Source organism: Telluria beijingensis (assembly GCF_030770395.1).
GTDB lineage: Bacteria > Pseudomonadota > Gammaproteobacteria > Burkholderiales > Burkholderiaceae_D > Telluria > Telluria beijingensis.
On record NZ_CP132480.1, the window covers coordinates 5,173,832 to 5,199,589 of the forward strand.

22 protein-coding genes and 1 tRNA gene are annotated in these 25,758 nt (G+C 60.2%); 5 read left to right on the top strand and 18 right to left on the bottom strand.

Annotated features, from left to right (window positions below; translation table 11 throughout):
- Positions 1 to 7: 7 nt before the first annotated feature.
- Positions 8 to 529 (bottom strand): superoxide dismutase [Cu-Zn] SodC, encoded by a 522-nt coding sequence (gene sodC, locus Q9246_RS22615; protein ID WP_306393232.1) that lies wholly within the window; start codon positions 527 to 529, stop codon positions 8 to 10.
- 180 nt (positions 530 to 709) lie between these two features.
- Here sodC and Q9246_RS22620 point away from each other — a divergent pair, with 180 nt between their 5' ends.
- Positions 710 to 1,078, top strand: a complete 369-nt coding sequence (locus tag Q9246_RS22620) for a hypothetical protein (RefSeq protein WP_306393234.1) — start codon at positions 710 to 712, stop codon at positions 1,076 to 1,078.
- Positions 1,079 to 1,339: 261 nt separating this feature from the next.
- Here Q9246_RS22620 and Q9246_RS22625 read toward each other — a convergent pair whose 3' ends face one another.
- The 11 genes from Q9246_RS22625 to Q9246_RS22675 all read right to left on the bottom strand — a co-directional run bounded on the left by Q9246_RS22625 (position 1,340) and on the right by Q9246_RS22675 (position 15,824).
- Positions 1,340 to 1,792, bottom strand: coding sequence for a hypothetical protein (locus Q9246_RS22625; protein WP_306393237.1), 453 nt, complete (start codon positions 1,790 to 1,792; stop codon positions 1,340 to 1,342).
- Positions 1,789 to 3,054, bottom strand: a complete 1,266-nt coding sequence (locus tag Q9246_RS22630) for an AAA family ATPase (protein ID WP_306393239.1) — start codon at positions 3,052 to 3,054, stop codon at positions 1,789 to 1,791. Before Q9246_RS22630 ends, Q9246_RS22625 begins: the two co-directional genes overlap by 4 nt.
- 222 nt (positions 3,055 to 3,276) lie before the next feature.
- Entirely contained in the window at positions 3,277 to 7,521 is a 4,245-nt protein-coding gene (gene rpoC, locus Q9246_RS22635; RefSeq protein ID WP_306393241.1) for a DNA-directed RNA polymerase subunit beta', read from the bottom strand.
- A 229-nt stretch (positions 7,522 to 7,750) separates the two neighbouring features.
- Positions 7,751 to 11,860 (bottom strand): DNA-directed RNA polymerase subunit beta, encoded by a 4,110-nt coding sequence (rpoB, locus tag Q9246_RS22640; RefSeq protein WP_306393242.1) that lies wholly within the window; start codon positions 11,858 to 11,860, stop codon positions 7,751 to 7,753.
- A gap of 300 nt (positions 11,861 to 12,160) precedes the next feature.
- Positions 12,161 to 12,538 (bottom strand): 50S ribosomal protein L7/L12, encoded by a 378-nt coding sequence (gene rplL / locus Q9246_RS22645; protein WP_290425720.1) that lies wholly within the window; start codon positions 12,536 to 12,538, stop codon positions 12,161 to 12,163.
- Positions 12,539 to 12,598: 60 nt separating this feature from the next.
- Positions 12,599 to 13,129, bottom strand: a complete 531-nt coding sequence (rplJ, locus tag Q9246_RS22650) for a 50S ribosomal protein L10 (protein WP_109345476.1) — start codon at positions 13,127 to 13,129, stop codon at positions 12,599 to 12,601.
- Positions 13,130 to 13,462: 333 nt separating this feature from the next.
- Complete coding sequence (gene rplA / locus Q9246_RS22655; protein ID WP_306393248.1) at positions 13,463 to 14,164, bottom strand: 50S ribosomal protein L1; 702 nt, start codon at positions 14,162 to 14,164, stop codon at positions 13,463 to 13,465.
- The gene (rplK, locus tag Q9246_RS22660; RefSeq protein ID WP_306393250.1) at positions 14,164 to 14,595 is read right to left on the bottom strand and encodes a 50S ribosomal protein L11; all 432 of its coding nucleotides are present in this window, start codon (positions 14,593 to 14,595) and stop codon (positions 14,164 to 14,166) included. Before rplK ends, rplA begins: the two co-directional genes overlap by 1 nt.
- Positions 14,596 to 14,706: 111 nt before the next feature.
- Positions 14,707 to 15,324, bottom strand: a complete 618-nt coding sequence (nusG, locus tag Q9246_RS22665) for a transcription termination/antitermination protein NusG (protein ID WP_306393252.1) — start codon at positions 15,322 to 15,324, stop codon at positions 14,707 to 14,709.
- Position 15,325: 1 nt separating this feature from the next.
- Positions 15,326 to 15,712, bottom strand: coding sequence for a preprotein translocase subunit SecE (gene secE, locus Q9246_RS22670; protein ID WP_005663637.1), 387 nt, complete (start codon positions 15,710 to 15,712; stop codon positions 15,326 to 15,328).
- Positions 15,713 to 15,748: 36 nt separating this feature from the next.
- A tRNA-Trp gene (locus Q9246_RS22675) sits at positions 15,749 to 15,824 on the bottom strand.
- A 322-nt stretch (positions 15,825 to 16,146) separates the two neighbouring features.
- Here Q9246_RS22675 and Q9246_RS22680 point away from each other — a divergent pair.
- Both Q9246_RS22680 and Q9246_RS22685 read left to right on the top strand, forming a co-directional pair.
- The gene (locus Q9246_RS22680) at positions 16,147 to 16,998 is read left to right on the top strand and encodes a hypothetical protein (protein WP_306393253.1); all 852 of its coding nucleotides are present in this window, start codon (positions 16,147 to 16,149) and stop codon (positions 16,996 to 16,998) included.
- A gap of 9 nt (positions 16,999 to 17,007) precedes the next feature.
- Positions 17,008 to 17,604 carry a hypothetical protein gene (locus Q9246_RS22685; protein ID WP_306393254.1) on the top strand — a complete coding sequence of 199 codons (597 nt, stop codon included), beginning with the start codon at positions 17,008 to 17,010 and terminating at the stop codon, positions 17,602 to 17,604.
- A gap of 92 nt (positions 17,605 to 17,696) precedes the next feature.
- Here the strand turns inward: Q9246_RS22685 and phbB are convergent, their stop codons facing one another.
- The 5 genes from phbB to Q9246_RS22710 form a co-directional block, all read right to left on the bottom strand.
- Positions 17,697 to 18,464 (bottom strand): acetoacetyl-CoA reductase, encoded by a 768-nt coding sequence (phbB, locus tag Q9246_RS22690; RefSeq protein ID WP_306393257.1) that lies wholly within the window; start codon positions 18,462 to 18,464, stop codon positions 17,697 to 17,699.
- A 164-nt stretch (positions 18,465 to 18,628) separates the two neighbouring features.
- Positions 18,629 to 19,183: a hypothetical protein gene (locus Q9246_RS22695; protein ID WP_306393258.1), complete on the bottom strand. Its 555-nt coding sequence runs from the start codon at positions 19,181 to 19,183 to the stop codon at positions 18,629 to 18,631.
- Positions 19,184 to 19,258: 75 nt separating this feature from the next.
- A complete protein-coding gene (locus Q9246_RS22700) occupies positions 19,259 to 20,146 on the bottom strand; it encodes a M90 family metallopeptidase (protein WP_306393260.1) in 888 nt (295 codons plus the stop codon).
- Between the two features lie 2 nt (positions 20,147 to 20,148).
- Entirely contained in the window at positions 20,149 to 20,895 is a 747-nt protein-coding gene (locus Q9246_RS22705; RefSeq protein WP_306393262.1) for a glutathione peroxidase, read from the bottom strand.
- Positions 20,896 to 21,125: 230 nt separating this feature from the next.
- Entirely contained in the window at positions 21,126 to 21,749 is a 624-nt protein-coding gene (locus Q9246_RS22710; protein ID WP_306393263.1) for a winged helix-turn-helix domain-containing protein, read from the bottom strand.
- Between the two features lie 524 nt (positions 21,750 to 22,273).
- Here Q9246_RS22710 and Q9246_RS22715 point away from each other — a divergent pair.
- Together Q9246_RS22715 and Q9246_RS22720 are read left to right on the top strand one after the other, a co-directional pair.
- A complete protein-coding gene (locus tag Q9246_RS22715) occupies positions 22,274 to 23,308 on the top strand; it encodes an OmpA family protein (RefSeq protein ID WP_306393264.1) in 1,035 nt (344 codons plus the stop codon).
- A gap of 131 nt (positions 23,309 to 23,439) precedes the next feature.
- Entirely contained in the window at positions 23,440 to 24,354 is a 915-nt protein-coding gene (locus tag Q9246_RS22720) for a YihY/virulence factor BrkB family protein (protein WP_306393266.1), read from the top strand.
- A gap of 120 nt (positions 24,355 to 24,474) precedes the next feature.
- Here Q9246_RS22720 and Q9246_RS22725 read toward each other — a convergent pair whose 3' ends face one another.
- The gene (locus Q9246_RS22725; RefSeq protein WP_306393268.1) at positions 24,475 to 25,755 is read right to left on the bottom strand and encodes an AI-2E family transporter; all 1,281 of its coding nucleotides are present in this window, start codon (positions 25,753 to 25,755) and stop codon (positions 24,475 to 24,477) included.
- Positions 25,756 to 25,758 lie beyond the last annotated feature (3 nt).

Consider the following 25,758-nt stretch of genomic DNA (forward strand, 5'->3'; position numbering starts at 1 on the left):
TCGTGCCTTAGTTGATCACGCCGCAGGCCATGCGCGCGCCTCCACCACCCAGCGGCGCCGGATGATCGGCGTGATTTTCGCCGCCGGCGTGGACCATCAGGGCCTTGCCCTTGATGTCCGACATTTTCAGGCGTGGGGCCAGGACCGGATAGGTGGCCATGCCCTTGGCGTCGACCGACAGCGCAGGGATATCGCCCAGGTGGCCGTCGCCCCATGGGGTGCCATGCTTGTTGGTCTTTTGCGGATCGAGGTGGCCGCCTGCAGCGCCGGCCGGCACGGTCTTGCCGTCGGCCTGGTTCGGTGCGCAGCTGCCGTTGGCGTGGACGTGGAAGCCGTGCAGGCCTGGTGGGAGGTCCTTCAGGTTTGGCGTGAACACGACGCCGTACTTGGTTTCGCTGAGCGTCACAGTGCCGATCTCGGCGCCATCGCCTTTTTCGGTGGCCAATTTCAGGGTCACGGTGTTGTCGGCGGCACTGGCGGTTGCGCACACGGCGCTCAGCAGGACGGCACTCATCCATCGCATTTTCATTATTTGCTCCTTCAGAAGATCTACAGGGATATTAAAAAGCCAACCTAGTGTAGATCATTCTCATGCATGGGGGTGTCCTGCTGACGAGGCACAGGAACTGTGGCCCTCTTGCAGCGGCGCATGGCGTTGCCGGCGTTGATCCGGACAATCGCGAGGTGCCGTGTCATTAAAGAGGCCCAAATGAAAAGCTGGCGAACTGCGTTGCTCGTCTTGCTGCCACTGACCGTCGGCGCGCTAGCGGCAGACGACGGTTGGTACAAGACGTTCTCGGGTACGTACTGGATCTACGGCGGTTCGCTCGGGGATAGTGGTCCCCCTACTGCCGAGGACAAGAAGATTGGGTTTTCGCTCGACGGCAAAGCGGCGCGAGAGATCTTCGATGCCATCGGGCCGGACGTACACGATCCATGCACGGAAGGAAGCGGGACCCGGGTTCGACACAAGGACGACGGGAATCTTTCGTGTAGTCGGTCGGCGGAAGGGGAATACCTGTGCAATTTCGGATTCGATCTTCGGTCAGGCAAAAGTATCGGGGCCATTATCTGCTAATAGAGCAAAGTTGCCTGCCTGATTTATGTGTACGAACTCAATATAGTCATCCCGAGGATTTTGGGAATGCTACATTCCGCTCACCGTGCGACGTTAGTGCGTGCCTACCTTTTTTATTCCACCAGTCTGTTCGCAGAAGCAAGCAATAAGGAACCAAGTGTTTGCTTTTTTGGCAAGTTGGATCCGCTGCGGCACTATTGGGCCCCGTTACTATCCGATTCAAGCCATAGATGGGCGCGACCCGCTTTGCACCGCTGACTTTTATCCTGGGCCATCGAAGCTAAGTGCTCGCTCAAAAGTGAATTCTCGATTCTGTGATACCACATGTAGTGGGCCATTGAAGCTTTTCTTAAACCTCGCAGCATATTTGGCAATTTTTGTGTTAAATGCAGGAACTCTAGAACTGACAATTAGTGCGGCGATGCCCCCTTGACGATAATTCTTATCGCGCCAATAGCTTGCAGTCTCAAAAACTTGCTCGACCGCATGATCAACATCCATGCCCTTTAGTTCGATTACTAGATCACCGACCTTTAGCTTTGCAAGCACAAAGTCGCTAGCTACGACGTTTTTAAGAAGCGCACCATCCACTTGAACCAAATGAAATGTCTCTTTAGTAGCGTTTAAGAAAATGGCCTTCCTTCCATTTTCCTCAATTTTTATTTTTGAATGCTTTATCGATTTAGCAAATGCTGTTAAGTCTTTATGAATCATTGAACATCCTCAATCTCGAGCAAGCGCATGTACTCCTTTGCAATGTCGCCGGAAACATCATCCAAATACGCAGCATCAATTAGCCCATCCGAGTCGATTATGTTCTCCAACACTCCATCTCGAATCGCATAAGCATTCACGTTCTTGGCCCCAATCCAAGCACTTCGTGGAATAATAACTTGTACTTTTGAACGCTTAGCTTCTGAATGAGAGCGCCCTAGCTGCCCAGCTTTGATTAAATTATTTATCTTTACCAACACGTAGGGACTGTGAGTAGTTAATACTAGATCGGTTCGACTGCCTGGGCGTGCAATGGTTGATCCGAATATTTCAACTAGGCTGCTTTGCGCTGATGGGAAAAGATGCGCCTCTGGCTCCTCAATATAAATCACCTGTTTTGCTCCCCGCATTAATAGTCGGGGCATCACTGCTGCGAGTGGCAACAACTCCTGCTGACCAGACGATAATGCTGAAAGAGGAACTTTTCTTCCATCAGCACATTCGACGAATTCTTGATCACCGCTATTTATAAGACGCCCCCCAAGTATTTTAGCGAATGCATCTTCCGCGGCTAGGTGCGAATCTTTATTTCTTTCATTAAAATAGTAATTTCTTCGGTCTTTATATGTCGCAAATATTCTACCAAACTGAATGATAAGTGGGTCTAGTACCCGCCCTTGTTCAAACGCAGCGACAGCCTTACCAATACTTGTAAAAAAAGACCTCCCTGCAGGTATAAACATCTGACTATCGACATAATCTCGACCTAGCAGTCTCGACGCTGCTCTATCACTTATATCACGTATCCGCCACTCAGCCTCATAATCATAGCCACGTAATGGCTTGCTGGATTTTTTTTCGTTTTGCTTAGCCACAATCTTACGCGTATCTTCATATTGCGTCGCAAATTCAGGCGATAATTTCACCCTAAAATTTTCACTAACCTTTTTACTATAACTAATCCGACTCAATGAAATCTTATAATTTCCAGCGTTAAATACGATTGAAAACTTCCCCTCCCCCCACGCGGAATAAGGGAACCACTCACGGAACTTATTAGATATGTAGTCTCGATAAGAATCTATACTTCCACCCTCAGCAATAAAGACTGGCTGATGGTGCAAAATATCTATAAAAAAATAAGCGAGTTTACATAAAACGCTTTTTCCACTTGCCTGCGGCCCAATTAAGATTGTTAGCCGATTAAACTCCAATACTGCACTTTTAATGCACGAAAAGTTTTGAACCGATAAACTGCGCATATAGTTTCGCTATATAAAATATATTTTAATTTATAAATTGAATTGAGAAGGTACTAGTCGGCACGGGATTAGTAAATTCCAATTACCGGCGAGCGTATACATTGGAATTGAAAATCCTATAACTCATACATCACCTAAATTAGTATAACTCAACCGATGTTTTCGCAGCTTAAAAAAAAACGGCACCCCTCAGGGTGCCGCTTCCACTAACAACTTACGCGATCACTCGCCGTCGTTATGCTGCTCAGCCGAAGCCTGCGCAGTCTGCTGGTCTTCCATCGCCTGCAGCTCGGCAGCCATATTGGCCTTCTCCTGCTGCAGCAGCGCCTGGCGCTCTTCCGCTTCCCACACTTCCTTCTCTTTGCGGGCGCGGTGGAATGCCAGACCGGTACCGCCAGGAATCAGGCGACCGACGATGACGTTCTCTTTCAGGCCGCGCAGACCGTCGCGCTTGCCCATGATCGCCGCTTCGGTCAGCACGCGGGTGGTTTCCTGGAACGATGCCGCCGAGATGAACGAGTCGGTCGACAGCGATGCCTTGGTAATACCCAGCAGCACGTTTTCGTACTGCGCCGGCAGCTTGCCGACGGCGTTGACCTTGTCGTTCTCTTCCAGCAGTTCCGAACGCTCCACCTGCTCGCCGACGATGTAGTCGGTGTCGCCTGCTTCGGTGATCTGGACACGACGCAGCATCTGGCGAACGATCACCTCGATGTGCTTGTCGTTGATCTTCACGCCCTGCAGACGGTACACGTCCTGCACTTCGTCGACGATGTAGCGGGCCAGCGCTTCGATACCCAGCAGGCGCAGGATGTCTTGCGGATCGGCCGGGCCGTCCACGATCATCTCGCCCTTGTTCACCACCTGGCCGTCGTGCACCAGCACTTGCTTGTCCTTGGTAATCAGGAACTCGTGCTTGTTGCCGTCCATGTCGGTGATTTCCAGGCGCTGCTTGCCCTTGGTCTCTTTACCGAACGCCACGGTACCGGTGACTTCCGCCAGCATGCCCGCGTCTTTCGGCGAACGTGCTTCGAACAGTTCGGCAACGCGCGGCAGACCACCGGTAATGTCGCGGGTCTTCTGCGATTCGGTTGGGATACGTGCCAGCACTTCACCCACGGTCGCTTGCTGACCGTCCTTGACCATGATCAGCGCGCCGACCTGGAAGCCGATCGTCACGGCGTGTTCGGTGCCGGCGATCTTCACTTCCTGGCCTTCTTCGTTCAGCAGCTTGACCTGCGGACGCAGCACCTTGCCCGAACCACGACGCTTCGGATCGATTGCCACCAGGGTCGACAGGCCGGTCACTTCGTCGACCTGGCGAGCGACGGTGACGCCCTCTTCCACGTTCTCGAACTTGATCGTACCGGCGTACTCGGTGATGATCGGACGGGTCAGCGGGTCCCAGGTCGCCAGTGCCAGGCCGGCCTTGACGGTCTGGCCATCCTTGACCAGCAGGGTCGCGCCGTACGGCACCTTGTGACGCTCGCGCTCACGGCCGTGGTCGTCGGTGATCAGCACTTCGCCCGAACGGGTAATGACGATTTGCGCGCCCTTGCCGTTGGTGACGTAACGCATGGTCGCGGTGAAGCGGACCGTACCGTTCGACTTGGCTTCGACCGATGATGCCACTGCTGCACGCGATGCCGCACCACCGATGTGGAAGGTACGCATGGTCAGCTGGGTACCCGGCTCACCGATCGACTGTGCAGCGACAACACCGACTGCTTCGCCGCTGTTGACCAGCATGCCGCGGCCCAGGTCGCGGCCGTAGCACTTGGCGCACAGGCCGTAGCGCGTGTCGCAGTTCAGCGGGGTGCGGACCTTCACTTCGTCGATGCCGACGCGTTCGATCTCTTCGACCATGTCTTCGTCCAGCAGCGTGCCGGCTTCGTACAGGGTTTCCTGGGTTTCAGGGTTGACGACGTCGGTGCCTGCCACGCGGCCGAGGATACGGTCGCGCAGGGCTTCGATGACTTCACCGCCTTCGACCAGCGCCTTCATGTGGGTGCCGTTGCTGGTGCCGCAATCGTCTTCGATCACCACCAGGTCTTGCGTCACGTCCACCAGACGACGGGTCAGGTAACCCGAGTTCGCGGTCTTCAGTGCCGTATCCGCCAGACCTTTACGAGCGCCGTGGGTCGAGATGAAGTACTGCAGAACGTTCAGGCCTTCGCGGAAGTTCGCGGTAATCGGCGTTTCGATAATCGAACCGTCCGGTTTCGCCATCAGGCCGCGCATACCCGCCAGCTGGCGGATCTGGGCTGCCGAACCACGGGCGCCCGAGTCGGCCATCATGTAAATCGCGTTGAACGATTCCTGGGTGCCTTCGGTGCCGTCGCGCTTGGTGACTGGCTCGATCTTGAGCTGGTCCATCATCGCCTTGCCGACTTCATCCGAGGTCTTGCCCCAGATGTCGACGACCTTGTTGTAACGCTCGCCGGCCGTGACCAGACCCGAGCTGTACTGCTGCTCGATCTGTTTCACTTCGGCTTCGGCGGTCGCGATCATGCCCTTCTTGACGTCCGGGATCAGCATGTCGTCGACAGCGATCGAGATACCGGCGCGGGTTGCCAGGCGGAAGCCCGACTGCATCAGCTTGTCGGCGAAAACGACGGTCGCACGCAGGCCGCACTTGCGGAACGACGTGTTGATCAGCTTCGAGATTTCTTTCTTCTTCAGCGAGCGGTTCAGCACCGAGAACGGCAGGCCTTTCGGCAAGATCTCGGACAGGATCGCACGGCCGACGGTGGTCTCGTAGCGGGTCACGGTCTGGTCGAAGCCGCCTTCGGCGTTGCGTGGGTATTCCACGATACGCACGGTGATGCGGGTCGCCAGTTCGACTTCCTTGTTGTCGTACGCGCGGATCACTTCCGACACGTCCGGGAACATCATGCCTTCGCCCTTGCCGTTGATGGCTTCGCGCGACGCGTAGTACAGACCCAGCACGATATCCTGGGACGGCACGATCGACGGTTCGCCGTTCGACGGGAACAGGATGTTGTTCGACGCCAGCATCAGCGTACGCGCTTCCATCTGCGCTTCGATCGACAGCGGGACGTGGACTGCCATCTGGTCACCGTCGAAGTCGGCGTTGAACGCCGCGCAGACCAGCGGGTGCAGCTGGATTGCCTTGCCTTCGATCAGGACTGGCTCGAACGCCTGGATGCCGAGACGGTGCAGCGTAGGCGCACGGTTCAGCATGATCGGGTGTTCCTTGATGACTTCTTCCAGGATGTCCCAGACCACTGGCTCTTGCACTTCAACCAGTTTCTTCGCAGCCTTGATGGTGGTCGCGAGACCCATCAGTTCCAGCTTGTTGAAGATGAACGGTTTGAACAGTTCCAGGGCCATCAGCTTCGGCAGGCCGCACTGGTGCAGTTTCAGCTGTGGACCGACCACGATGACCGAACGGCCCGAGTAGTCGACGCGCTTACCGAGCAAGTTCTGACGGAAACGACCGCCCTTACCCTTGATCATCTCGGCCAGCGACTTCAGCGGACGCTTGTTGGCGCCGGTCATCGCTTTGCCGCGACGGCCGTTGTCCAGCAGCGAGTCCACTGCTTCCTGCAGCATGCGCTTTTCGTTACGCGTAATGATTTCCGGAGCGCGCAGTTCCATCAGGCGCTTCAGGCGGTTATTACGGTTGATGACGCGGCGATACAGGTCGTTCAGGTCGGACGTGGCGAAACGGCCGCCATCCAGCGGGACGAGCGGACGCAGTTCTGGCGGCAGGACCGGCAGGACTTCCATGATCATCCACTCAGGCTTGATGCCCGAACGCTGGAACGCCTCGAGCACTTTCAGGCGCTTGGCGTATTTCTTGATCTTGGCTTCGGATTTCGATTCCTTGAGTTCCACGCGCAGGGCTTCGGCATCGCGGTGGATGTCGATCGAGCGCAGCAGTTCACGGATACCTTCGGCGCCCATGAAGGCGGTGAAGTCGTCGCCGTACTCTTCGTACTTGGCGGCGTAGTCGTCTTCCGACATGATCTGGCTCTTCTTGAGCGGGGTCATGCCAGGATCGGTGACGACGTATGCTTCGAAGTACAGCACGCGTTCGATATCGCGCAGGGTCATGTCCAGGACCATGCCCAGGCGCGACGGCAGCGATTTCAGGAACCAGATGTGGGCGACCGGCGATGCCAGTTCGATGTGGCCCATGCGCTCACGGCGCACTTTGGCCAGGGTGACTTCGACGCCGCACTTTTCGCAGATCACGCCGCGGTGCTTCAGGCGCTTGTACTTGCCGCACAGGCATTCATAGTCCTTGATCGGGCCAAAGATCTTGGCGCAGAACAGGCCGTCGCGCTCAGGCTTGAACGTGCGGTAGTTGATGGTTTCCGGCTTCTTGACTTCGCCGAACGACCACGAACGGATTTTTTCAGGCGACGCCAGGCCAATCTTGATGGCGTCGAAACTTTCGTTTTGCTGAACTTGCTTGAATAGATCGAGCAGTGCTTTCATGTATCACTCCAAAGGTGATTGATTCTGTACTAAATACTACTACCGCCAACTTCTCACCGATTTTCGCCGGCGCTTGCCAAACCCCCTACCCCTGAAAACGTCATTCCCGCGCAGGCGGGAATCCAAGTTCGTTCGCTCTATTCGCGAAGCTTAGGTTCCCGCCTGCGCGGGAACGACGATTCAGGAGCAGCGGGCCGGGCCCGAAGGCTGGCGGCCATGCTGGCCCTGCTTAGTTGCGCTCGAGATCGATGTCGATACCCAGCGAACGGATTTCCTTCACCAGCACGTTGAACGATTCCGGCATGCCGGCGTCGATCACGTGGTCGCCCTTGACCAGGTTCTCGTACACCTTGGTACGGCCGTTCACGTCATCCGACTTCACGGTCAGCATCTCTTGCAGCACGTACGACGCGCCGTACGCTTCCAGTGCCCACACCTCCATCTCACCGAAGCGCTGGCCACCGAACTGGGCTTTACCGCCCAGCGGCTGCTGCGTCACCAGCGAGTACGGGCCGGTCGAACGGGCGTGCATCTTGTCGTCGACCAGGTGGTGCAGCTTCAGCATGTGCATGAAGCCCACAGTCACTTTACGCTCGAACGCTTCGCCGGTGCGGCCGTCGAACATGGTGACCTGGTTCTTCGACGGCGTCATGCCCAGGTGGGCAGCGATGTCGTCCGGGAACGCCAGGTCCAGCATGCGGCGGATGTCTTCCTCGTGGGCGCCGTCGAACACCGGGGTCGCGAACGGCACGCCGTTCTTGAGGTTCTGCGCCAGGCTCAGGATCTCTTCATCGCTGAAGCTGTCCAGGTCTTCCTTGCGGCCGGTTTCGTTGTAGATCTTGCCCAGGAAGACGCGCAGGTCAGCGGCCTTCGCTTGCGCCTGCAGCATCTCGCCGATGCGCCAGCCCAGGCCCTTCGCAGCCCAGCCGAGGTGGGTTTCCAGGATCTGACCGACGTTCATACGCGACGGAACGCCCAGCGGGTTCAGCACGACGTCGGCTGGACGACCGTCCGCCATGAACGGCATGTCTTCCACCGGCACGATACGCGAGACCACACCCTTGTTACCGTGGCGGCCCGCCATCTTGTCGCCCGACTGCAGGCGGCGCTTGACGGCCAAGTAGACCTTGACCATCTTCTGCACGCCAGGCTGCAGCTCGTCGCCTTGCGTCAGCTTCTTGCGCTTCTCTTCGAAGGCCAGGTCGAACTGGTGACGCTTCTCGTTGATCGATTCCTTGATCGCTTCCAGCGCGTTCGCGGTGTCGTCTTCCGCCGGGCGGATGTCGAACCAGTGGAACTTGTCCAGGTCGGCCAGGTATTCCGAGGTGATCGCCGCGCCCTTGGCCAGCTTCTTCGGACCGCCGTTGACGATCTTGCCGACCAGCATACGCTCCAGACGCTCGAAGGCATCGCCCTCGACAATACGCATCTGGTCGTTCAGGTCCAGGCGGAAACGCTTCAGCTCGTCGTCGATGATCTGCTGGGCGCGCTTGTCGCGCTGGATGCCTTCGCGGGTGAACACTTGCACGTCGATCACAGTGCCGACCATGCCCGAAGGCACGCGCAGCGAGGTGTCTTTCACGTCCGACGCTTTTTCGCCGAAGATCGCGCGCAGCAGCTTCTCTTCTGGCGTCAGCTGGGTCTCGCCTTTCGGGGTGACCTTACCGACCAGCACGTCGCCGGCTTGCACTTCGGCGCCGATGTAGACGATGCCCGATTCATCCAGGCGCGCCAGCTGGTTTTCTGCCAGGTTCGAGATGTCGCGGGTGATTTCTTCCGCGCCCAGCTTGGTGTCGCGTGCGACAACCGACAGCTCTTCGATGTGGATCGAGGTGTAGCGGTCGTCCTTGACCACGTTTTCCGAGATCAGGATCGAATCCTCGAAGTTCAGGCCGTTCCACGGCATGAACGCCACCAGCATGTTCTGGCCCAGTGCCAGCTCGCCCAGGTCGGTCGATGCGCCGTCGGCGATGACGTCGCCGCGGGCAACGCGATCGCCCACTTGCACGATCGGACGCTGGTTGATGTTGGTGTTCTGGTTCGAACGGGTGTACTTGATCAGGTTGTAGATGTCGACGCCGACTTCGCCAGCCTGCGCTTCATCGTCGTTCACGCGAATGACCACGCGACCCGCATCGATGTAGTCGACCACGCCGCCACGCAGGGCCTGCACGGTGGTGCCCGAGTCGACCGCGACGGTGCGCTCGATGCCGGTACCGACAACTGCTTTCTCCGGACGCAGGCAAGGCACGGCCTGGCGCTGCATGTTGGCGCCCATCAGTGCACGGTTCGCGTCATCGTGTTCCAGGAACGGAATCAGCGAGGCTGCGACCGACACGATCTGGCCCGGGGCGACGTCCATGTACTGGATGCGCTCTGGCGAGACCAGGATCGTTTCGCCGGCTTCACGTGCCGACACCAGTTCGTCGACCAGCTGGCCTTCGTCGTTGATCGCGGCATTCGCCTGAGCGATGATGTAGCGGCCTTCTTCGATCGCCGACAGGTATTCGATCTTGTCGGTGACTTTCGAATCCTCGACCTTGCGGTACGGGGTTTCCAGGAAGCCGTATTCGTTCAGGCGGGCGTACAGAGCCAGCGAGTTGATCAGGCCGATGTTCGGGCCTTCAGGCGTTTCGATCGGGCACACGCGGCCGTAGTGGGTCGGGTGCACGTCGCGCACCTCGAAGCCGGCGCGTTCGCGGGTCAGGCCGCCCGGTCCCAGTGCCGAGACGCGGCGCTTGTGGGTAACTTCCGACAGCGGGTTGGTCTGGTCCATGAACTGAGACAGCTGCGACGAACCGAAGAATTCGCGGATCGCGGCCGAGATCGGCTTGCTGTTGATCAGGTCGTGCGGCATCAGGTTGTCCGCTTCGGCCTGGCCGAGGCGTTCCTTCACGGCGCGCTCCACGCGCACCAGGCCGGCACGGAACTGGTTCTCAGCCAGTTCGCCGACGCAACGCACGCGACGGTTACCCAGGTGATCGATGTCGTCGACTTCGCCGCGGCCATTGCGCAGCTCGACCAGGATCTTGATCACGGCCAGGATGTCTTCGTTCGACATGGTCATGTCGCCGGTCAGTTCGTCACGGCCGATGCGGCGGTTGAACTTCATGCGGCCGACAGCCGACAGGTCGTAGCGCTCAGGCATGTAGAACAGGCCGTTGAACAGGGCTTCGACCGACTCTTCGGTTGGCGGTTCGCCAGGACGCATCATGCGGTAGATCGCCACGCGAGCGGCGGTCTGGTCGGCGGTGTCGTCGGTGCGCAGGGTTTGCGAGATGTAGGCGCCCTGGTCCAGGTCGTTGGTGTACAGCGTCTGGATGTCGGTCACGCTGGCGTCGCGCAGCTTGCCCAGCAGTTCTTCGGTCAGCTCGTCGTTGGCCACGGCGATGATCTCGCCGGTGTCCTGGTCGACGATGTTGCGGGCCAGCACGCGGCCCAGCAGATAATCTTCTGGCACCGAGATCGACTTGATGCCGGCGGCTTCGATGTCACGGACGTGCTTGGCGTTGATACGCTTGTCCTTGGTGACGATGGTCTTGCCCGACTTCGGATCGACGATGTCGAAGCGCGCGACTTCGCCGCGCAGGCGCTCGGCCACGAACTCGAGTTCGCCGCCGTCGTTGCGCAGCACGAAGTTGTCGAACACGAAGAAGTTCGCCAGGATCTGCTCCGGCGTCATGCCGATGGCTTTCAGCAGGATCGTGACCGGCATCTTGCGGCGACGGTCGACGCGGAAGAACAGGATGTCTTTCGGGTCGAATTCGAAGTCCAGCCACGAGCCGCGGTAAGGAATGATGCGCGCCGAGAACAGCAGTTTGCCCGACGAGTGGGTCTTGCCGCGGTCGTGTTCGAAGAACACGCCCGGCGAACGGTGCAGCTGCGAGACGATCACACGCTCGGTGCCGTTGATCACGAACGACCCGTTCGTGGTCATCAGCGGCAGCTCGCCCATGTAGACTTCTTGCTCTTTCATTTCCTTGACGACAGGCTTGGTCGGCGATTCCTTATCCAGGATCACCAGACGCACCTTGGCGCGCAGCGGCGACGCGAAGGTCAGGCCACGCTGCTGGCACTCTTTCACGTCAAACGCGGGGTCGCCCAGCACATACGACAGGAACTCGAGGCGCGCAAAACCGTTGTGCGACACGATGGGGAAAATCGAGGAGAAGGCCGATTGCAGGCCTTCGTTCTTGCGCGAGGACGGAGCGAATTCGGCCTGCAGGAAGTTCTCGTAGGATTCCAGCTGGGTAGCCAGCAGGTAGGGAACGTTGTGAACGTTGGCGCGCTTCGCGAACGACTTGCGAATGCGCTTCTTCTCAGTAAATGAGTAGTGCATGGACACTCCGTGAGTGACAGAAAGGATGGAGAATTCAGGAATTGCCAGTGGCGAACGCCACTACCACACGCAAGCCCTGAAGTCTCTTACTCTTTCGCGCCAGATGAAAAGGACAAGCAAACTGCTGTGATACGATGCTGCTGAAACGGGGTATTACTTGTTCCCTGTCGCCATGTAAAACCTGACGTTTGCCGCAGGGACGACAAAAGAGCCAAAGCCGCATCCCCTGCCTTCCGGCAGGTTTTGCAAGCTTTGACTCCCGCGCTGGGCACTGTATTTCAAGCGCCCGGTGCTGTTGTATTACTTCAGTTCGGCCTTGGCGCCAGCTTCTTCCAGCTTCTTCTTGGCGGCTTCAGCGTCAGCTTTCGGCAGGGCTTCTTTCACGGTCTTCGGTGCGCCGTCGACCACGTCCTTGGCTTCTTTCAGGCCCAGGCCGGTGATTTCGCGGACGGCCTTGATGACGCCGACCTTGTTCGCGCCGACTTCGGTCAGCACGACGTTGAATTCGGTCTGCTCTTCAGCAGCAGCTGCACCGCCAGCGGCGCCGCCAGCTGCCGGTGCTGCCATTGCAGCTGCCGACACGCCGAACTTCTCTTCGAAAGCCTTGACCAGTTCGTTCAGGTCCATGACGGACATTTCGCTCACTGCGTTCAGGATATCGTCTTTGCTAATTGCCATTTGAAACTCCAGTTAATTTGTGTGTAGTTCAGTTAGTACTTGAGAAAAAAGGCTGTGCTATTAAGCAGCAGCGGTTTCTTCGGCTGCAGGAGCAGCTTCCGAACCTTCGCCTTTTTTCGCTGCCAGTGCAGCCAGACCACGTGCAAAGCCCGACACCGGAGCCAGCATGACGCCCAACAACTGCGAGATGAGGACTTCACGGGATGGGATGCTTGCCAACGCGGTAACACCAGCTACGTCGAGCTGCTTACCTGCGTAGTTACCGGCTTTGATGACCAGCTTGTCGTTGGTTTTAGCGAAGTCATTGATGACTTTTGCTGCAGCAACGGCGTCGTCCGAGATCGAATAGATCAGCGGACCGGTCATGGAATCAGCCAGCGAGGCAAACTGCGTGCCTTCGACAGAGCGACGAGCCAGCGTGTTCTTCAGAACACGCAGGTACACGCCCTGGGCACGTGCGGTTGCACGGAGCTTGGTCAAGTGACTAACCTGGATGCCACGGTACTCGGCCACGACGATGGTTTGCGCAGTTGCTACTTTTGCGGAAACTTCTTCGACGACGACCTTCTTGTCATTCAGATTAAGACCCACGGTCAATCTCCTTAAATGATAGGGACGAGATGTCCTTATCGGTTCGAACACACGGCGTCCGAAGTTAAGAAGTCTTAAAACTGGGCGGATAAACTCACACAGCTGGACTACAAAACTTGTTCGGGTACACCATCTGCGTTGGGTGGTCTATTAACCGTCAGCTCAACCTCTGCTTTCGGCCCAACGGTCTTTGATTGCCTGCCGGAGCGGTGTTCGGCTCCGACAGCCCAAAGATGCGCGTCACATCAGTGACGACTTAATTTGGTACAGCAACTTGGATCCCCGCCTTCGCGGGGACGACGTGAGCGCTATGCCCACGTCGCTTGGATCCAGTTAAGCAGCAGCCGAGATCGAAGCGTGATCGACACGGACGCCAGCGCCCATGGTCGACGACAGGGCGATCTTGCGCAGGTACACGCCTTTCGACGTGGCTGGCTTGGCCTTGTTCAGGGCGTCGATCAGGGCGACCAGGTTGGTCTTCAGATCTGCGTCGCTGAACGACTTGCGGCCGATGGTCGCGTGGATGATGCCCGACTTGTCGGTACGGTACTGGACCTGACCGGCTTTGGCGTTCTTGACGGCGGTAGCGACGTCTGGGGTCACGGTGCCGACTTTCGGGTTAGGCATCAGGCCACGTGGGCCCAGGATCTGGCCCAGGGTACCGACGATACGCATGGTGTCTGGCGAAGCGATCACGATGTCGAACGGCATGTCGCCGGCCTTCACGCGCTCTGCCAGGTCTTCCATGCCGACCACGTCGGCGCCGGCTGCCTTGGCAGCTTCAGCCTTGTCGCCCGAAGCGAACACGGCGACGCGCACGGTCTTGCCGGTGCCTGCTGGCAGCACGACCGAACCGCGGACGACCTGGTCCGATTTCTTCGGATCCACGCCCAGTTGAACGGCGACGTCGATCGACTCGTTGAACTTGGCGGTGGCGAATTCCTTGATGATCGACACAGCGTTGTCGAACTCATAGACCTTGTTACGGTCCACTTTTGCTTTGATTGCTTTGACGCGCTTGGACAGCTTAGCCATTACAGACCCTCCACCGTGATGCCCATCGAACGTGCCGAGCCAGCGATGATACGCACTGCGGCGTCCATGTCGGCGGCGGTCAGGTCCGGCTGCTTGGTTTTTGCGATTTCTTCAGCTTGGGCGCGGGTCAGCGACGCAACCTTGTCGGTATGCGGCTTGGCCGAACCCTTGGTGATGCCGGCGGCTTTCTTGATCAGGTAGGTTGCCGGTGGGGTCTTCATCACGAAGGTGAAGGACTTGTCGGCGAACGCGGTGATCACGACCGGGATCGGCATGCCTGGTTCCATACCCTGGGTCTGCGCGTTGAACGCCTTGCAGAATTCCATGATGTTCAGGCCACGCTGACCGAGTGCTGGACCGATCGGTGGGGATGGGTTTGCCTTACCAGCTGGGACTTGCAGCTTGATAAAGCCAATGATTTTCTTTGCCATGTCTGGCTCCTATCTTGACTTGAGTAGTAGCGCCCCACCGCGACTACTCGTCTTTGGCGGGGCTCCTCTTACCGGATTCCGCCAACTTCTGCGACGCTCCGATTAAAGCGTTTAAACCTTTTCGACTTGCCCGAACTCCAGTTCCACCGGAGTTGCGCGGCCGAAGATGGTGACCGAGACACGCACCTTCGATTTCTCGTAGTTGACTTCCTCGACGTTGCCGTTGAAGTCGGTGAACGGGCCTTCCTTGATGCGGACTTGCTCGCCCACTTCGTACAGCACTTTTGGCCGAGGCTTTTCGACACCCTCTTGCACCTGCTGCATGATCTTGTCGATCTCGCGCGCTGGAATCGGGGTCGGCTTGTTCGATTTGCCGCCGATGAAGCCGGTGACCTTGCTGGTGTTCTTCACCAGGTGCCAGGTTTCGTCGGTCATTTCCATCTCAACCAGCACGTAGCCCGGGAAGAAGCGGCGCTCGGAAACGGCTTTGGAGCCATTGCGCATCTCGACGACTTCCTCGGTCGGCACCAGGATCTGGCCGAACTGTTCCTGCATCCCTGCGCGCTCAACGCGCTCGTTCAGGGCGCGCATCACGCTCTTTTCCATGCCCGAATAGACATGGACGACGTACCAGCGCTTGTTGCTGACCGGAACACTCACGGGGGCAGCAACGTCTTGTGCCGGAGCATCGCCCGGCACTGGTGCATTGTCTTGCACGTTATCGCTCATGTTATTTCCAACCCAGGACAAAGTCGTACAACAGGAGCTCGAGAAGCTTGTCCGTGCCCCACAGGAAAATCGCCATCACGACCACGAAGGCAAACACGATGCCGGTGATCTGCATGGCCTCGCGGCGGGTCGGCCAGACGACCTTCTTGGTCTCGCGCACAGACTCTTTGGCGAAGCTCAGGAAATCACGGCCGGTGGTGGACGTCCACAAAAGCAGGACAGCAAAAACTAAACCAGCCACGAGGGCGCCTGCGGCGACCAAGGCTGGTTTGTTCTGGCCAGTCAGGTAAAAGAACCCGACGACGCCTGCAATCGCAGCAACCACCGCCAGTGCAACCTTGAACTTGTCATTCGAGGTGCTGACAGTTTGCACGGATTGATTAGACATTCTTCTTTACTTTCGGTGCTGCGCACCAGAATTCGGTGGCAGGGGCGGAGGGAATCGAACCCGCGACCTTCGGTTTTGGAGACCGACGCTCTGCCAATTGAGCTACACCCCTACGAAGACTTTCCTACTGAATCCAGCATTATACAGCAAGCGCGCGCTTGCTGACAATGCTGTTTGAGGGAAACAGAAGCGTTTCTGCTTCCCTCTATCACCTAATTAATTAGGCGATGATCTTTGCCACGACGCCGGCGCCGACGGTTCCTATTTCGGATGTCCACCAAACCCGGGCCACCTCAGAGTCAGATTGTTTGACAACTTCAAAAGTTGTCACTTAATTCTACTCTGACCCTCGTTTTTTGCGGGGGAATTGATAATTGGCAATGTGGGGTGGCGGGGGTTTGGAAGAATGGGGGCTTCGGTTGGGAGGGTCCGCGATGCTGCGTCGAGTTGCTGTGGGGCTGGTGCTGGGACTGGGCGTGCTGCTCGGTGGGTGCGCTTCGCATGGGTCGGTCAGCTTGCAGGAGGTGCGCGAGTTTGCAGATGCGTCGGCCAAGCTGGGTGGGTATGCGGAATTGTCGCGGCGGTATCGCGATACCTTTGAGCGCGAACAGCCTTATCTGTCGCCGCAGGCAGAGCGTATCGCGCGTGAGAACGATGCGCGGCGGCGTGGTGTTTATGATGATTTTGTTGCTATACAGAAGACGCTGGTGCTGTATATGCAGACGCTCAGCTTGCTTGCGGGGGATGGGCGGTATGACTTGTCGGAGCGGATCGATGATCTCGGCAATGGGCTGAAGGCGAATACGGAGTCGGGCTTGCAGCAGCGGCATGTGGCTGCGTATACGGGGATGACGCGTTTGCTGACGCGCGTGATCGCCTCGGGATACCAGAATCGCAGCGTCGAGACCATGGTGCGCGATGGCGATGCGGATGTGCAGGTGCTGCTCGATGCCATGATCTCCCTCACCCGCCTGTATTACAAGACCAACGAGAATGAGAAGAAGACGGTGCTCGGTATTTTCGATGTCGAGATTCCGTTTTCAAACCGCAACTCGGATCGCATGCTCGTTACGCTGGCCAAGGTGCACTACCTGAACAAGTCGACCGAGTACAAGCTGATCGACCGCCGCTACGAACTGGCGCTGCAGGGATTGACCAAGGTCGCGCTCGGCCATCAGAAGATGCGCGAGAACATGAACAGGCTGACCAGCGACGAGACCCGCCGCATGCTCGCGAACTACGGCCGCGATTTGCGCGCGATCCGCGATGGGCTCGATGGCGATTGAGGGGATGTCATGCACGAGTCATCACACGATAAACCGGCTGTACAGGATGCCGCCGCAAGGCCGGACGGCGCATCGTCGACGCCCGCCGCGCCGGCCGGCAGCACCCAGGCCACAACGTCTGCCGAGCACGGCGTCGCGCCGGCCGGACCCGGCGAGCGCGGCCTGTCCAGCATGCGGCATGTGGTCGAGCTCGCTGATGCCCTGTCGACCATCGCCGACCGCCTCCACGAACGCATCCTGCGCGAAATCCGCAGCCATGACGGGCGCGGCGTGCCCAGCCACGTGCAGGACGCGATGCGCAGGCTGCTGGACGACGAGATGGTGCTGCGCCAGCGCGCCAATACCCTTTACGCGGATGCGGCCGCCTTCGTCATCCAGGGACTGGACCAGCCGCAAAGCCGGCTGGTGGCGCTGACCCACGATGCCGCGGAAAAGATCTGGCGCATTGGCGTGATCGGCGAAGTCACCAGCCTGGTCGGCGGCCTGCTCTCGCTGGCCGGCGCCGTCGCCAGCGGCCAGCCGACGCCGATCGTGCTGGCCCTGGAAAAAATTCACCTGCACAGCACCGCGGTGGACGCGCTCACGCCGCCGACCGCTGCGGCCTGAGCCATGCCGGCGGCGGTGTCCGGCTAACCGCGGCCGCAACCGGCCGCAGCAACTGCCACAGCGACTGCCGCGCCAGACGACCGCGGCCTGGCTCAGTACATATGCTGCCCGCCATTGATCGCAATATTGGCGCCAGTCAGATAGCCCGCCAGGTCCGACACCAGATAGGCCACCAGCCCCGCCACCTCCGCCGGCTTGCCCAGCCGGCCGATGGGGATTTGCGGCAGGATGCGGTCGCGCAGCACGTCTTGCGGCACCTGGCTCACCATGGCGGTGTCCAGATAGCCGGGCGACACGGTATTGACCGTGACACCGTGACGCGCGACTTCGAGTGCCAGCGATTTGGTGAAGCCGTGCATGCCGGCTTTTGCCGCAGCGTAATTGGCTTGGCCGAAAGCGCCTTGCTGGCCATTGACCGACGAGATATTGACGATGCGGCCCCAGCGGCGCTCGATCATCGATTCGAGCACCGGCCGGGTCATGTTGAACACGCTGTCGAGGTTGGTGCCCATGACCGTATGCCAGTCTTCCTGGCTCATCTTGCGCATGCTGCGGTCGCGCGTGATGCCGGCGTTATTGACCAGGACGTCGATGCGGCCGACATCCCCCAGCACCCGGTGCACGACATTCTCGCAGGCATTGCCGTTGGAAACGTCGAGTTCGTAAGCCCGCACCCCGACGCCTAGCGCCTGCTGCTCAGCCAGCCAGGCGGCGCACCGTGCGTTCTGCGGTGAATGCGTGGCCGCCACCAGGAACCCCTCCGCATGCAGGCGGCGACACAACGCCGTCCCCAGCCCGCCCATTGCCCCCGTGACCAGGGCAACACGCCTATCTTGCCCTTCTACTTTGTCTCCTGCCATATTCTCGCTCCTCTGTTCTCGTTGACGCCGACGGCGTGACGCCGGCGGCGCGACTGCAGCATCCGAGTGTAGGGAAACCACAACAGTTGGCTGTTGAGCAAGATCAAGTGTAATTTAGGCAGAACCGGTGTGCAACTAAACGCATGAGGGGTGTACCAGAAACGTCACGCGATGACGTCCGGCCGGCTGGCGGGATCGAAATCGGCCCAGTCGCCGTGGACGATATTGCCCTTGGCGCGCTCGATATGATGGGCGCCGAGCTGGCGCAGCGTGTCGATGGCGCGCTCTTGCAATGCGGGATCGTCGAAGGCGACCGCCACCAGCATCCCGGCCGGACGCGGCGGCACGGCGTTCTCGCCGCCTTCTTCGGGCTCGCCGCGGTCTTTCATCTTGCTGAAGCTGAACAGCGAGCCGACATGGCCACCCACCAGCCCGCCGACCACCGGCCCCAGCGGCCCCGTGATGGGCGAGGTCGCGGCGCCCACCGCCACGCCGACGGCGCCGCCGGTGGCCACGCCCTTGACCACGCCTTCGGGCGCTTCCTTGGCGCCGGGCGACTGGAGGTGGTCGCCGCCGATGGGCGTCATGTCGTGCTGGCCCGGTTGGGTCAGATAAAAGCCGCTGATGCGGTCGGCGTCGAATCCGGCGTCGACCAGGGCGCTGCGCGCGCGGTCGACGTCTTCCTGAAGCTGGAAACGTCCTGCAATGATGGTGGACATAGGCGATTCCTCCCTGATGAGTGGCTCAAGCATGCGCCTGCCGCGCCGCCCCATCTGTACGCCGCCGCACGCTGTCTACCGCCACTGTCCATAGACCACGCCGTAGCTCGGCGGTTCCTCGGCCGGCGGCGGTGGAGCGCTCTGCCATTGACGTGGATCGATCCGGTAATACTTGAGGAATTCCTCGTACAGCGCAGGATGGCGCGCCGCCAGCAGATGGGACTGCTCGAAGAAGCTTTCGGTGGCCACCGCGAAGAACTCGGCCGGATTGGTCGCGCCATAATGGTCGAGCACGCCCTGCATGCCCCACATCGCCTCATGGCGCAGGTTGGCATAGTCGCGCGACAGCACTTCGGACCAGCTACGGTAGCGCTCGCTGCTGCCCAGGTAGGGCGCGCCATTGGTATTGCCCGACTCGCTGTCGAGCTGGTGCGCGAATTCGTGCAGCACGACGTTATGGCCGGCCGACGGCGCATGGCCGGCGCGCCGCACATGGTCCCAGGACAGGATCACGCGGCCATCGCCCCAGGATTCGCCCAACAAATCCTGGCGTTCCTCGGTCACCACGCCGGAGACGTCGACCTGCTTGCGCGGCGCCAGGAAAGCGCCGGGATAGACCAGGATCAGGTCCAGCGTGGGATAGATATCGGGCTTGCCGCTGTCACCTACCCGCCCCAGCAGCAAGAGGCAAGCCTGGCCGGCGATGGTGACCCGCATCTCGTCGGTCACGTCCAGGCCGGCGCAGCCGACAAATTTTTTCTCGTGCAAGAACTGCTGGACCATCCGCTGCAGGCGCCGGCGCTGCCCCTCGTCCATGCCGCCGACCTGCGCCACATTGCACGCCAGGATGGCGGCCTGCGCGGCCGGCAACGGCGTTGCCAGCGCACGCCGCAGGCGCCACTTCGGCCACAGCCAGGCCGCCAGCAAGGCCAGGGCCAGTGCACCGAGCAAAAACCCTTCCATGGTCAGGCCTTGCCGGCCAGCCAGGCTTGCACCTCGTCGGCGCCGCCGATCAGCTCGCCGCCGACAAAGACTTGCGGCCAGGTCATGCGGCCGGTGACGCCGCGCAGGACGATGGTATTGATCTTCTGGTCTTCGGAAATATCGGTGTAGTGGACACCATTCTCGCGCAGCGCCGCCTTGGCGCGGGCGCAATGCGGGCAGCCGGGACGCGAAAACATCACGACCGGTTCCGGCACCGTGGCATCCGGCGCCAGATAGGCCAGCATGGTATCGGCATCGGAAACCTCGAAGGGATCGCCCTCGCGTTCCGGTTCGATGAAGATTTTTTCGATCAGGCCATCGCGCACCAGCATCGAGTAACGCCAGGAGCGGCGGCCGAAACCCAGCTCGCGCTTGTCGACCAGCATGCCCATGGCCTCGGTGAAGTCGCCATTGCCATCCGGGATGACGGTGATATTGGCGGCATCCTGGCCGGACTTCCACTGGTTCATGACGAAGGCGTCATTGACCGACACGCACAGGATGTCGTCCACGCCATGCGCACGCAGCACCGGCGCCAGTTCGTTATAGCGCGGCAAATGGGTCGAGGAGCAAGTCGGCGTGAAGGCGCCCGGCAGCGAAAACACGACGACCGTCCGGTCCTTGAACAGCTCGTCGGAGCTGAGATCACGCCATTGGTCTTCGAGCCTGGCCTTGAAGACCACGTTCGGGACTGGCTTGCCTTGCAGCGATTCGGCACTCGGTAACATCGTCACTCCTATCTGGTTGATCACGCACCGGCTCAGCGGCGATATGGCAGACAAGTGAGGATTATTGACCGGTTTTCAACACGGTAGTTGCAAATAGTCGGTCGGCCGTAAGACTGGGCGCAGGAGGCGCACAAAAAACAAAGCCGCGCATGAAGCGCGGCAAAATGACGACAGCGATCGTCGAACCGGCACCGCCGCGGGTCTCTACCGCGGCGCTGCCGGGCGCGCACTCAGGCGCGTTCCTTGGCGGCGGCGGCGTTCTGGCCCGGCGCCGGGCCGAACAGGGCTGCCACCAGCGGGTCGCGCGCGACCGGGCTGCGGTTGACGCGGATGGCGTAGTGGGTGTCGTCAGCCAGGATATGGAAGTGACGGCCGCTGCCGGCCATATTCTGCTCGCGCAGGCCGGGACGTTCCTTGCGCGGGGCGGCGCCTTCGCGCTTCGGCTGGCAGATCGCGGCCAGGAAGGCCTTGACGCGCTCGGGATCTGGCGAAATCTGGTACACGGCCTTGCCCAGGTAGGTGGCGGTGCCCTCGATATAGCGCGCCAGCTCGATCACGCCGGCTTCGCGCAGGTCGCGGATGTACTTGCGGGCGCCCGATGGCGAAAACTTGAGGAACCAGGCGATTTCGTCGGCCAGCATTTCGTGGTTCGACAGTTCATTGATCAGCTTCTGCATGTTTTCGATGCGGCGCTGGGTGGCCGAGGTCGAACGCACGCGCTCGATCGGGGCCAGGGAAATCGGGGCGCGCTCGGTCGGTTGCGGTGGGACGCGCTCGATCAGCGCCGAATTGCCAGAGGTGTGCACTGCGCCGGTTTCGCCAGATACCGCGTTGTGCTGAGTCGTTGCATGCATATCGATGAGCTCCAATATAGAGAGTGAGACTGTGTGGTCCGGGTCGCTGTGTGTCGTCTGACACCCTGACAACATCTCGGTTCCGCTTAACTGGGCTCAAGATTGCCTGCATCAGATACCATGGTCTGTGCGCCATCCAACATTCGACAACATTCCTGACGGCATTCTTTCCCTCCCCTCCCCCAAGGCAGGCGCGATGCTCATATGGCAATCTCTCGCATGGCGGACCACCTAGAACCCATGACAATGTCACGATGTCATGTCACGCCGCCTGTTAACGATCGATCACATGACAGCCGGGTGACCGCCATCGCACGCTTTCTCCCATTCGGTGGATGACAGCGTCGTTACAGTTCGTTTCATCTTGGAAATGTGAGGTTTTTACCACTGTTGTAAAATTGCACAGCCATTCCGCGTTGGGTGCGCTACCGCACCGAGCTTACGGAACTTGCACTGTTATTCTTTATCCAACATCGCTGCTGACGTATGCGTTGTCATCAACTTTTAACCTACGGGAGTTACCTGTGAACAATACCAAGAAGATCGCCCTGGCTGCTGCACTGCTGTGCGCATCCGGCGCCACCCTCGCCCAAGAGCTCAACCCGTCGTGGTACATCCAGCCAAGCGTCAACCACGTGAAGCCGGACGCCGACTTCGGCGTGGACGACCGCGATACCGGTGGTGGCCTGAAGTTCGGTAAGGCGGTGCACCAGAACTGGGACATCCAGATCGGCGCCAGCCAGACCCGCTTCGAGCAGGGTCGCAACGAATACCGCCAGACCCTGCTGGGCGTCGACGCCCTGCTGATGCTGAGCCGCGATCGCTTCCGTCCGTTCGTCCTGTTCGGCCTGGGCGCCGAGCGTGACAAGGTTGACAACCGCGTCGTCGGCCGCTTCGTCGAGAAAAACTCGCCGTACGCTACCGTCGGTATCGGTTTCCAGGCCAGCCTGACCCCGCAATGGTCGCTGCAGGCCGACCTGCGCACCGTGCGCGGCTTCCTGCGTGACGACGAAGAGTTCGGCTTCAAGCGCAGCAACAACAAGATGCTGACCGTTGGCCTGAACTACGCGTTCAACCCGCCGCCAGCACCACCGGCACCGGCTCCAGCCCCAGTGGTCGAGGCGCCGCCGCCAGCACCGGCACCGGTCGAACCGCCGCCACCGCCACCACCACGCTTCCAGAAAGTGACCCTGGAAGCCACCAAGCTGTTCGCCTTCGACAAGGCTGAAGTGATCACCCCGGCGCCTAAGCTGGACGAGATCGCCGCTGCCCTGCAAGCCGACACCTCGGTCACCAACGTCGAGATCACCGGCTACACCGACCGCCTGGGTTCCGAGAAATACAACCAGGCCCTGTCGGAGCGCCGCGCCAACGCCGTGCGTGAATACCTGGTCGGCAAGGGCATCGACGGCAACCGCCTGCGCGCCATCGGCAAGGGCGAATCCAACCCGCTGGTCGAGTGCAACCAGAAGAACCGCGCCCAGCTGATCGCCTGCCTGGAACCTAACCGTCGCGTCGAAGTCGACCAGATCACCGTCGAAGTGCCGGTCCAGCAGTAATACCTTAGGCGACATCGCCCCGATGCACCCGCCTGCCCGCCTGCCGTTCCATACGGCGGCCGGGCAGGCAGGTAGTCGCGGCAACGCTGATCGAGGGGGCTTCGGCCCCCTTTTCATTTGGAGGATGGGATATGGCTGTTAACAAATGGTTCCCTTACACGCACCAGATATTGAAAGTGTTGCGCTCCGCGGTATCGGAATGGCTGGACCACCGTGCGTCGAGCAAGGGCGCCGCGCTGGCCTTCTATACCCTGTTCTCGCTGGCCCCGATCCTGGTGCTGGTGATCGCGGTGGCCGGCTTCTTCTATGGCGAAGAAGCAGCCCAGGGCCAGTTGCTGGCCGAGTTGCGCGGGCTGCTCGGTGCACAGGGGGCGGACACGATCCAGGCCATCCTGGCCGGCGCCCAGAACAAGGAAACGGGACGCTTCGCCACGATCGTCGCGACCGCGCTGCTGATTGTCGGCGCCACCACCGTGTTCTCCGAGCTCAAGGATAGCCTGGACGAGATCTGGGGATTGCCGAAACCAGCCGACGCCGGCATCTGGAACACGATCCGCACCCGCCTGCTGTCGTTCGGCATGGTGCTGGTACTCGGTTTCCTGCTGATGGTGTCGCTGGTCGTCAGCGCCGCCACCACGGTGGCCGAAAAGTTCATCACCGGTGTGTGGCAGGACGCCGCCATCATCATGGGCTGGATCGCATCCGGGGTCGGTTTCCTGGTCATCGCCACGCTGTTCGGCGTGATCTACAAGCTCTTGCCGCGCGTGCGGCTGTCGTGGAAGGACGTCACGATCGGCGCGCTCGGCACGGCAGCGATGTTTACGTTGGGCAAGTTCGGGATCGGGCTGTACATCGGCAATAGCGGCACCACCGACAGCTTCGGCGCGGCCGGTTCGCTGATCGCGCTACTGTTGTGGGTATATTACTCGGCGCAGATCTTCTTCCTGGGCGCCGAATTCGCGCGCCAGTATGCGCTGCAGATGGGTAGCCTGCATAACAAGCCGAAGGAAATCACGGGCGTGGAACCGAAGGCCAGTGCCGCGTAAGGCATGTGGGGTGGACGGCTCTGCCGTCCACACGTCCAACCAGTGCATGCGTTTCCACGAGGCGAATGGGAATTGAACGCGTGGAAGGCGGAGCCTTCCACCCTACGCCGCTGAGACAGGCTATTCGCCCAGCAACTCCGACACCACTTCCATCCCCTCGACCCGCTCGGCCACCACCTTCAGCACCATCACCACCGGCACCCCGAGCAGCAAGCCCCAGACACCCCACAACCAGCCCCAGAACAGCAGGCTGACGAAGACCGCCGCCGGATTCATGCGCGCGATCTTGCCGGTCATCCAGGTCGCGACTACCATGCCGACCAGGGTCGCGATCACCAGCGAGGCGCCCGCGACCAGCATCACCATGCTCAGCGTCTCGAACTGCAGGAAGGCCGCCATGCCGGTCGCGACGGTGATCACGAGCGGACCGAAATACGGCATCAGGTGGGCCACGCCGGCGAACGCGGCCCAGGCGCCGGCGTTCTCGAGGCCGATCAGGCGCAGCGCGCCCCACATCAGCAAGGCCAGCAAGATATTGGTCACCAGCAGCATGAACATATAGCTCTGGATCGAGGTATTGATGTCGTCCAAAATATGGACCGTGACTTTCTTGCGCGTGAGCGAGGGACCGGTGAGCTTGACCAGCTTGCGCTTGAAGGTGTCGCCCGCCAATAGCAGGAAGAACACCAGGAACACGACCATGGTCGCCTGCGACATGAAGGCGGCCAGGCTCATCGAGCCGGCCAGCACCCAGTCCATCACGCGGATCGGCGAACTGGCCGCGGCCGGCGGCGGCGGGTTCTGGCGCCGCTGCTGCGCCACGCGCTTGGCGTCGGCGCCAACATTGCTGGCGGCGCGCTCGATCTCGGCCGCCGCCGCCTGCATCTGCTGCAGGGTCGAGCGCTGGCCGCTGGTATTGGTGAGGATGCGCGTGACCTTGTGGGTGAGCGTGGGTAACTCGTCGAGGATGTTGAAGAATTCGCCCTGCAGGCGGTACAGGGTGCCCGCCATCGCGCCGACGATCACGGCCGTGACCAGGGTGGCGCCGACGATGCGCCGGATGTGCCAGCGTTCGAGCCAGCGCACGACGGGATTGAGGGTATAGGCGATCAGGATGCCGAGCAGGAGCGGCACGAAGAATTTCTGCGCCCACTGCAGCGCGAACACGAAGCCGATGGTGGCGAGGATGCCGAGCGACAGTCCGCGCGCATTGACGTGCAGCGGCACGCGCAGGCCGCCGATGTGCAGGGCGATGTCGTCGCCGGCGGCGCGCGGGTCGGCACGCGCTTCGGCGCGCACGTCGGCACGAACGTCGGCACGAACGTCGCCAGGGGCGGCGGCAGGTTCAGGCGATGGTTGATGCGGTCCCGGCGCGGCCGGGTCGGGTTGTGCTAGCTGCATGGT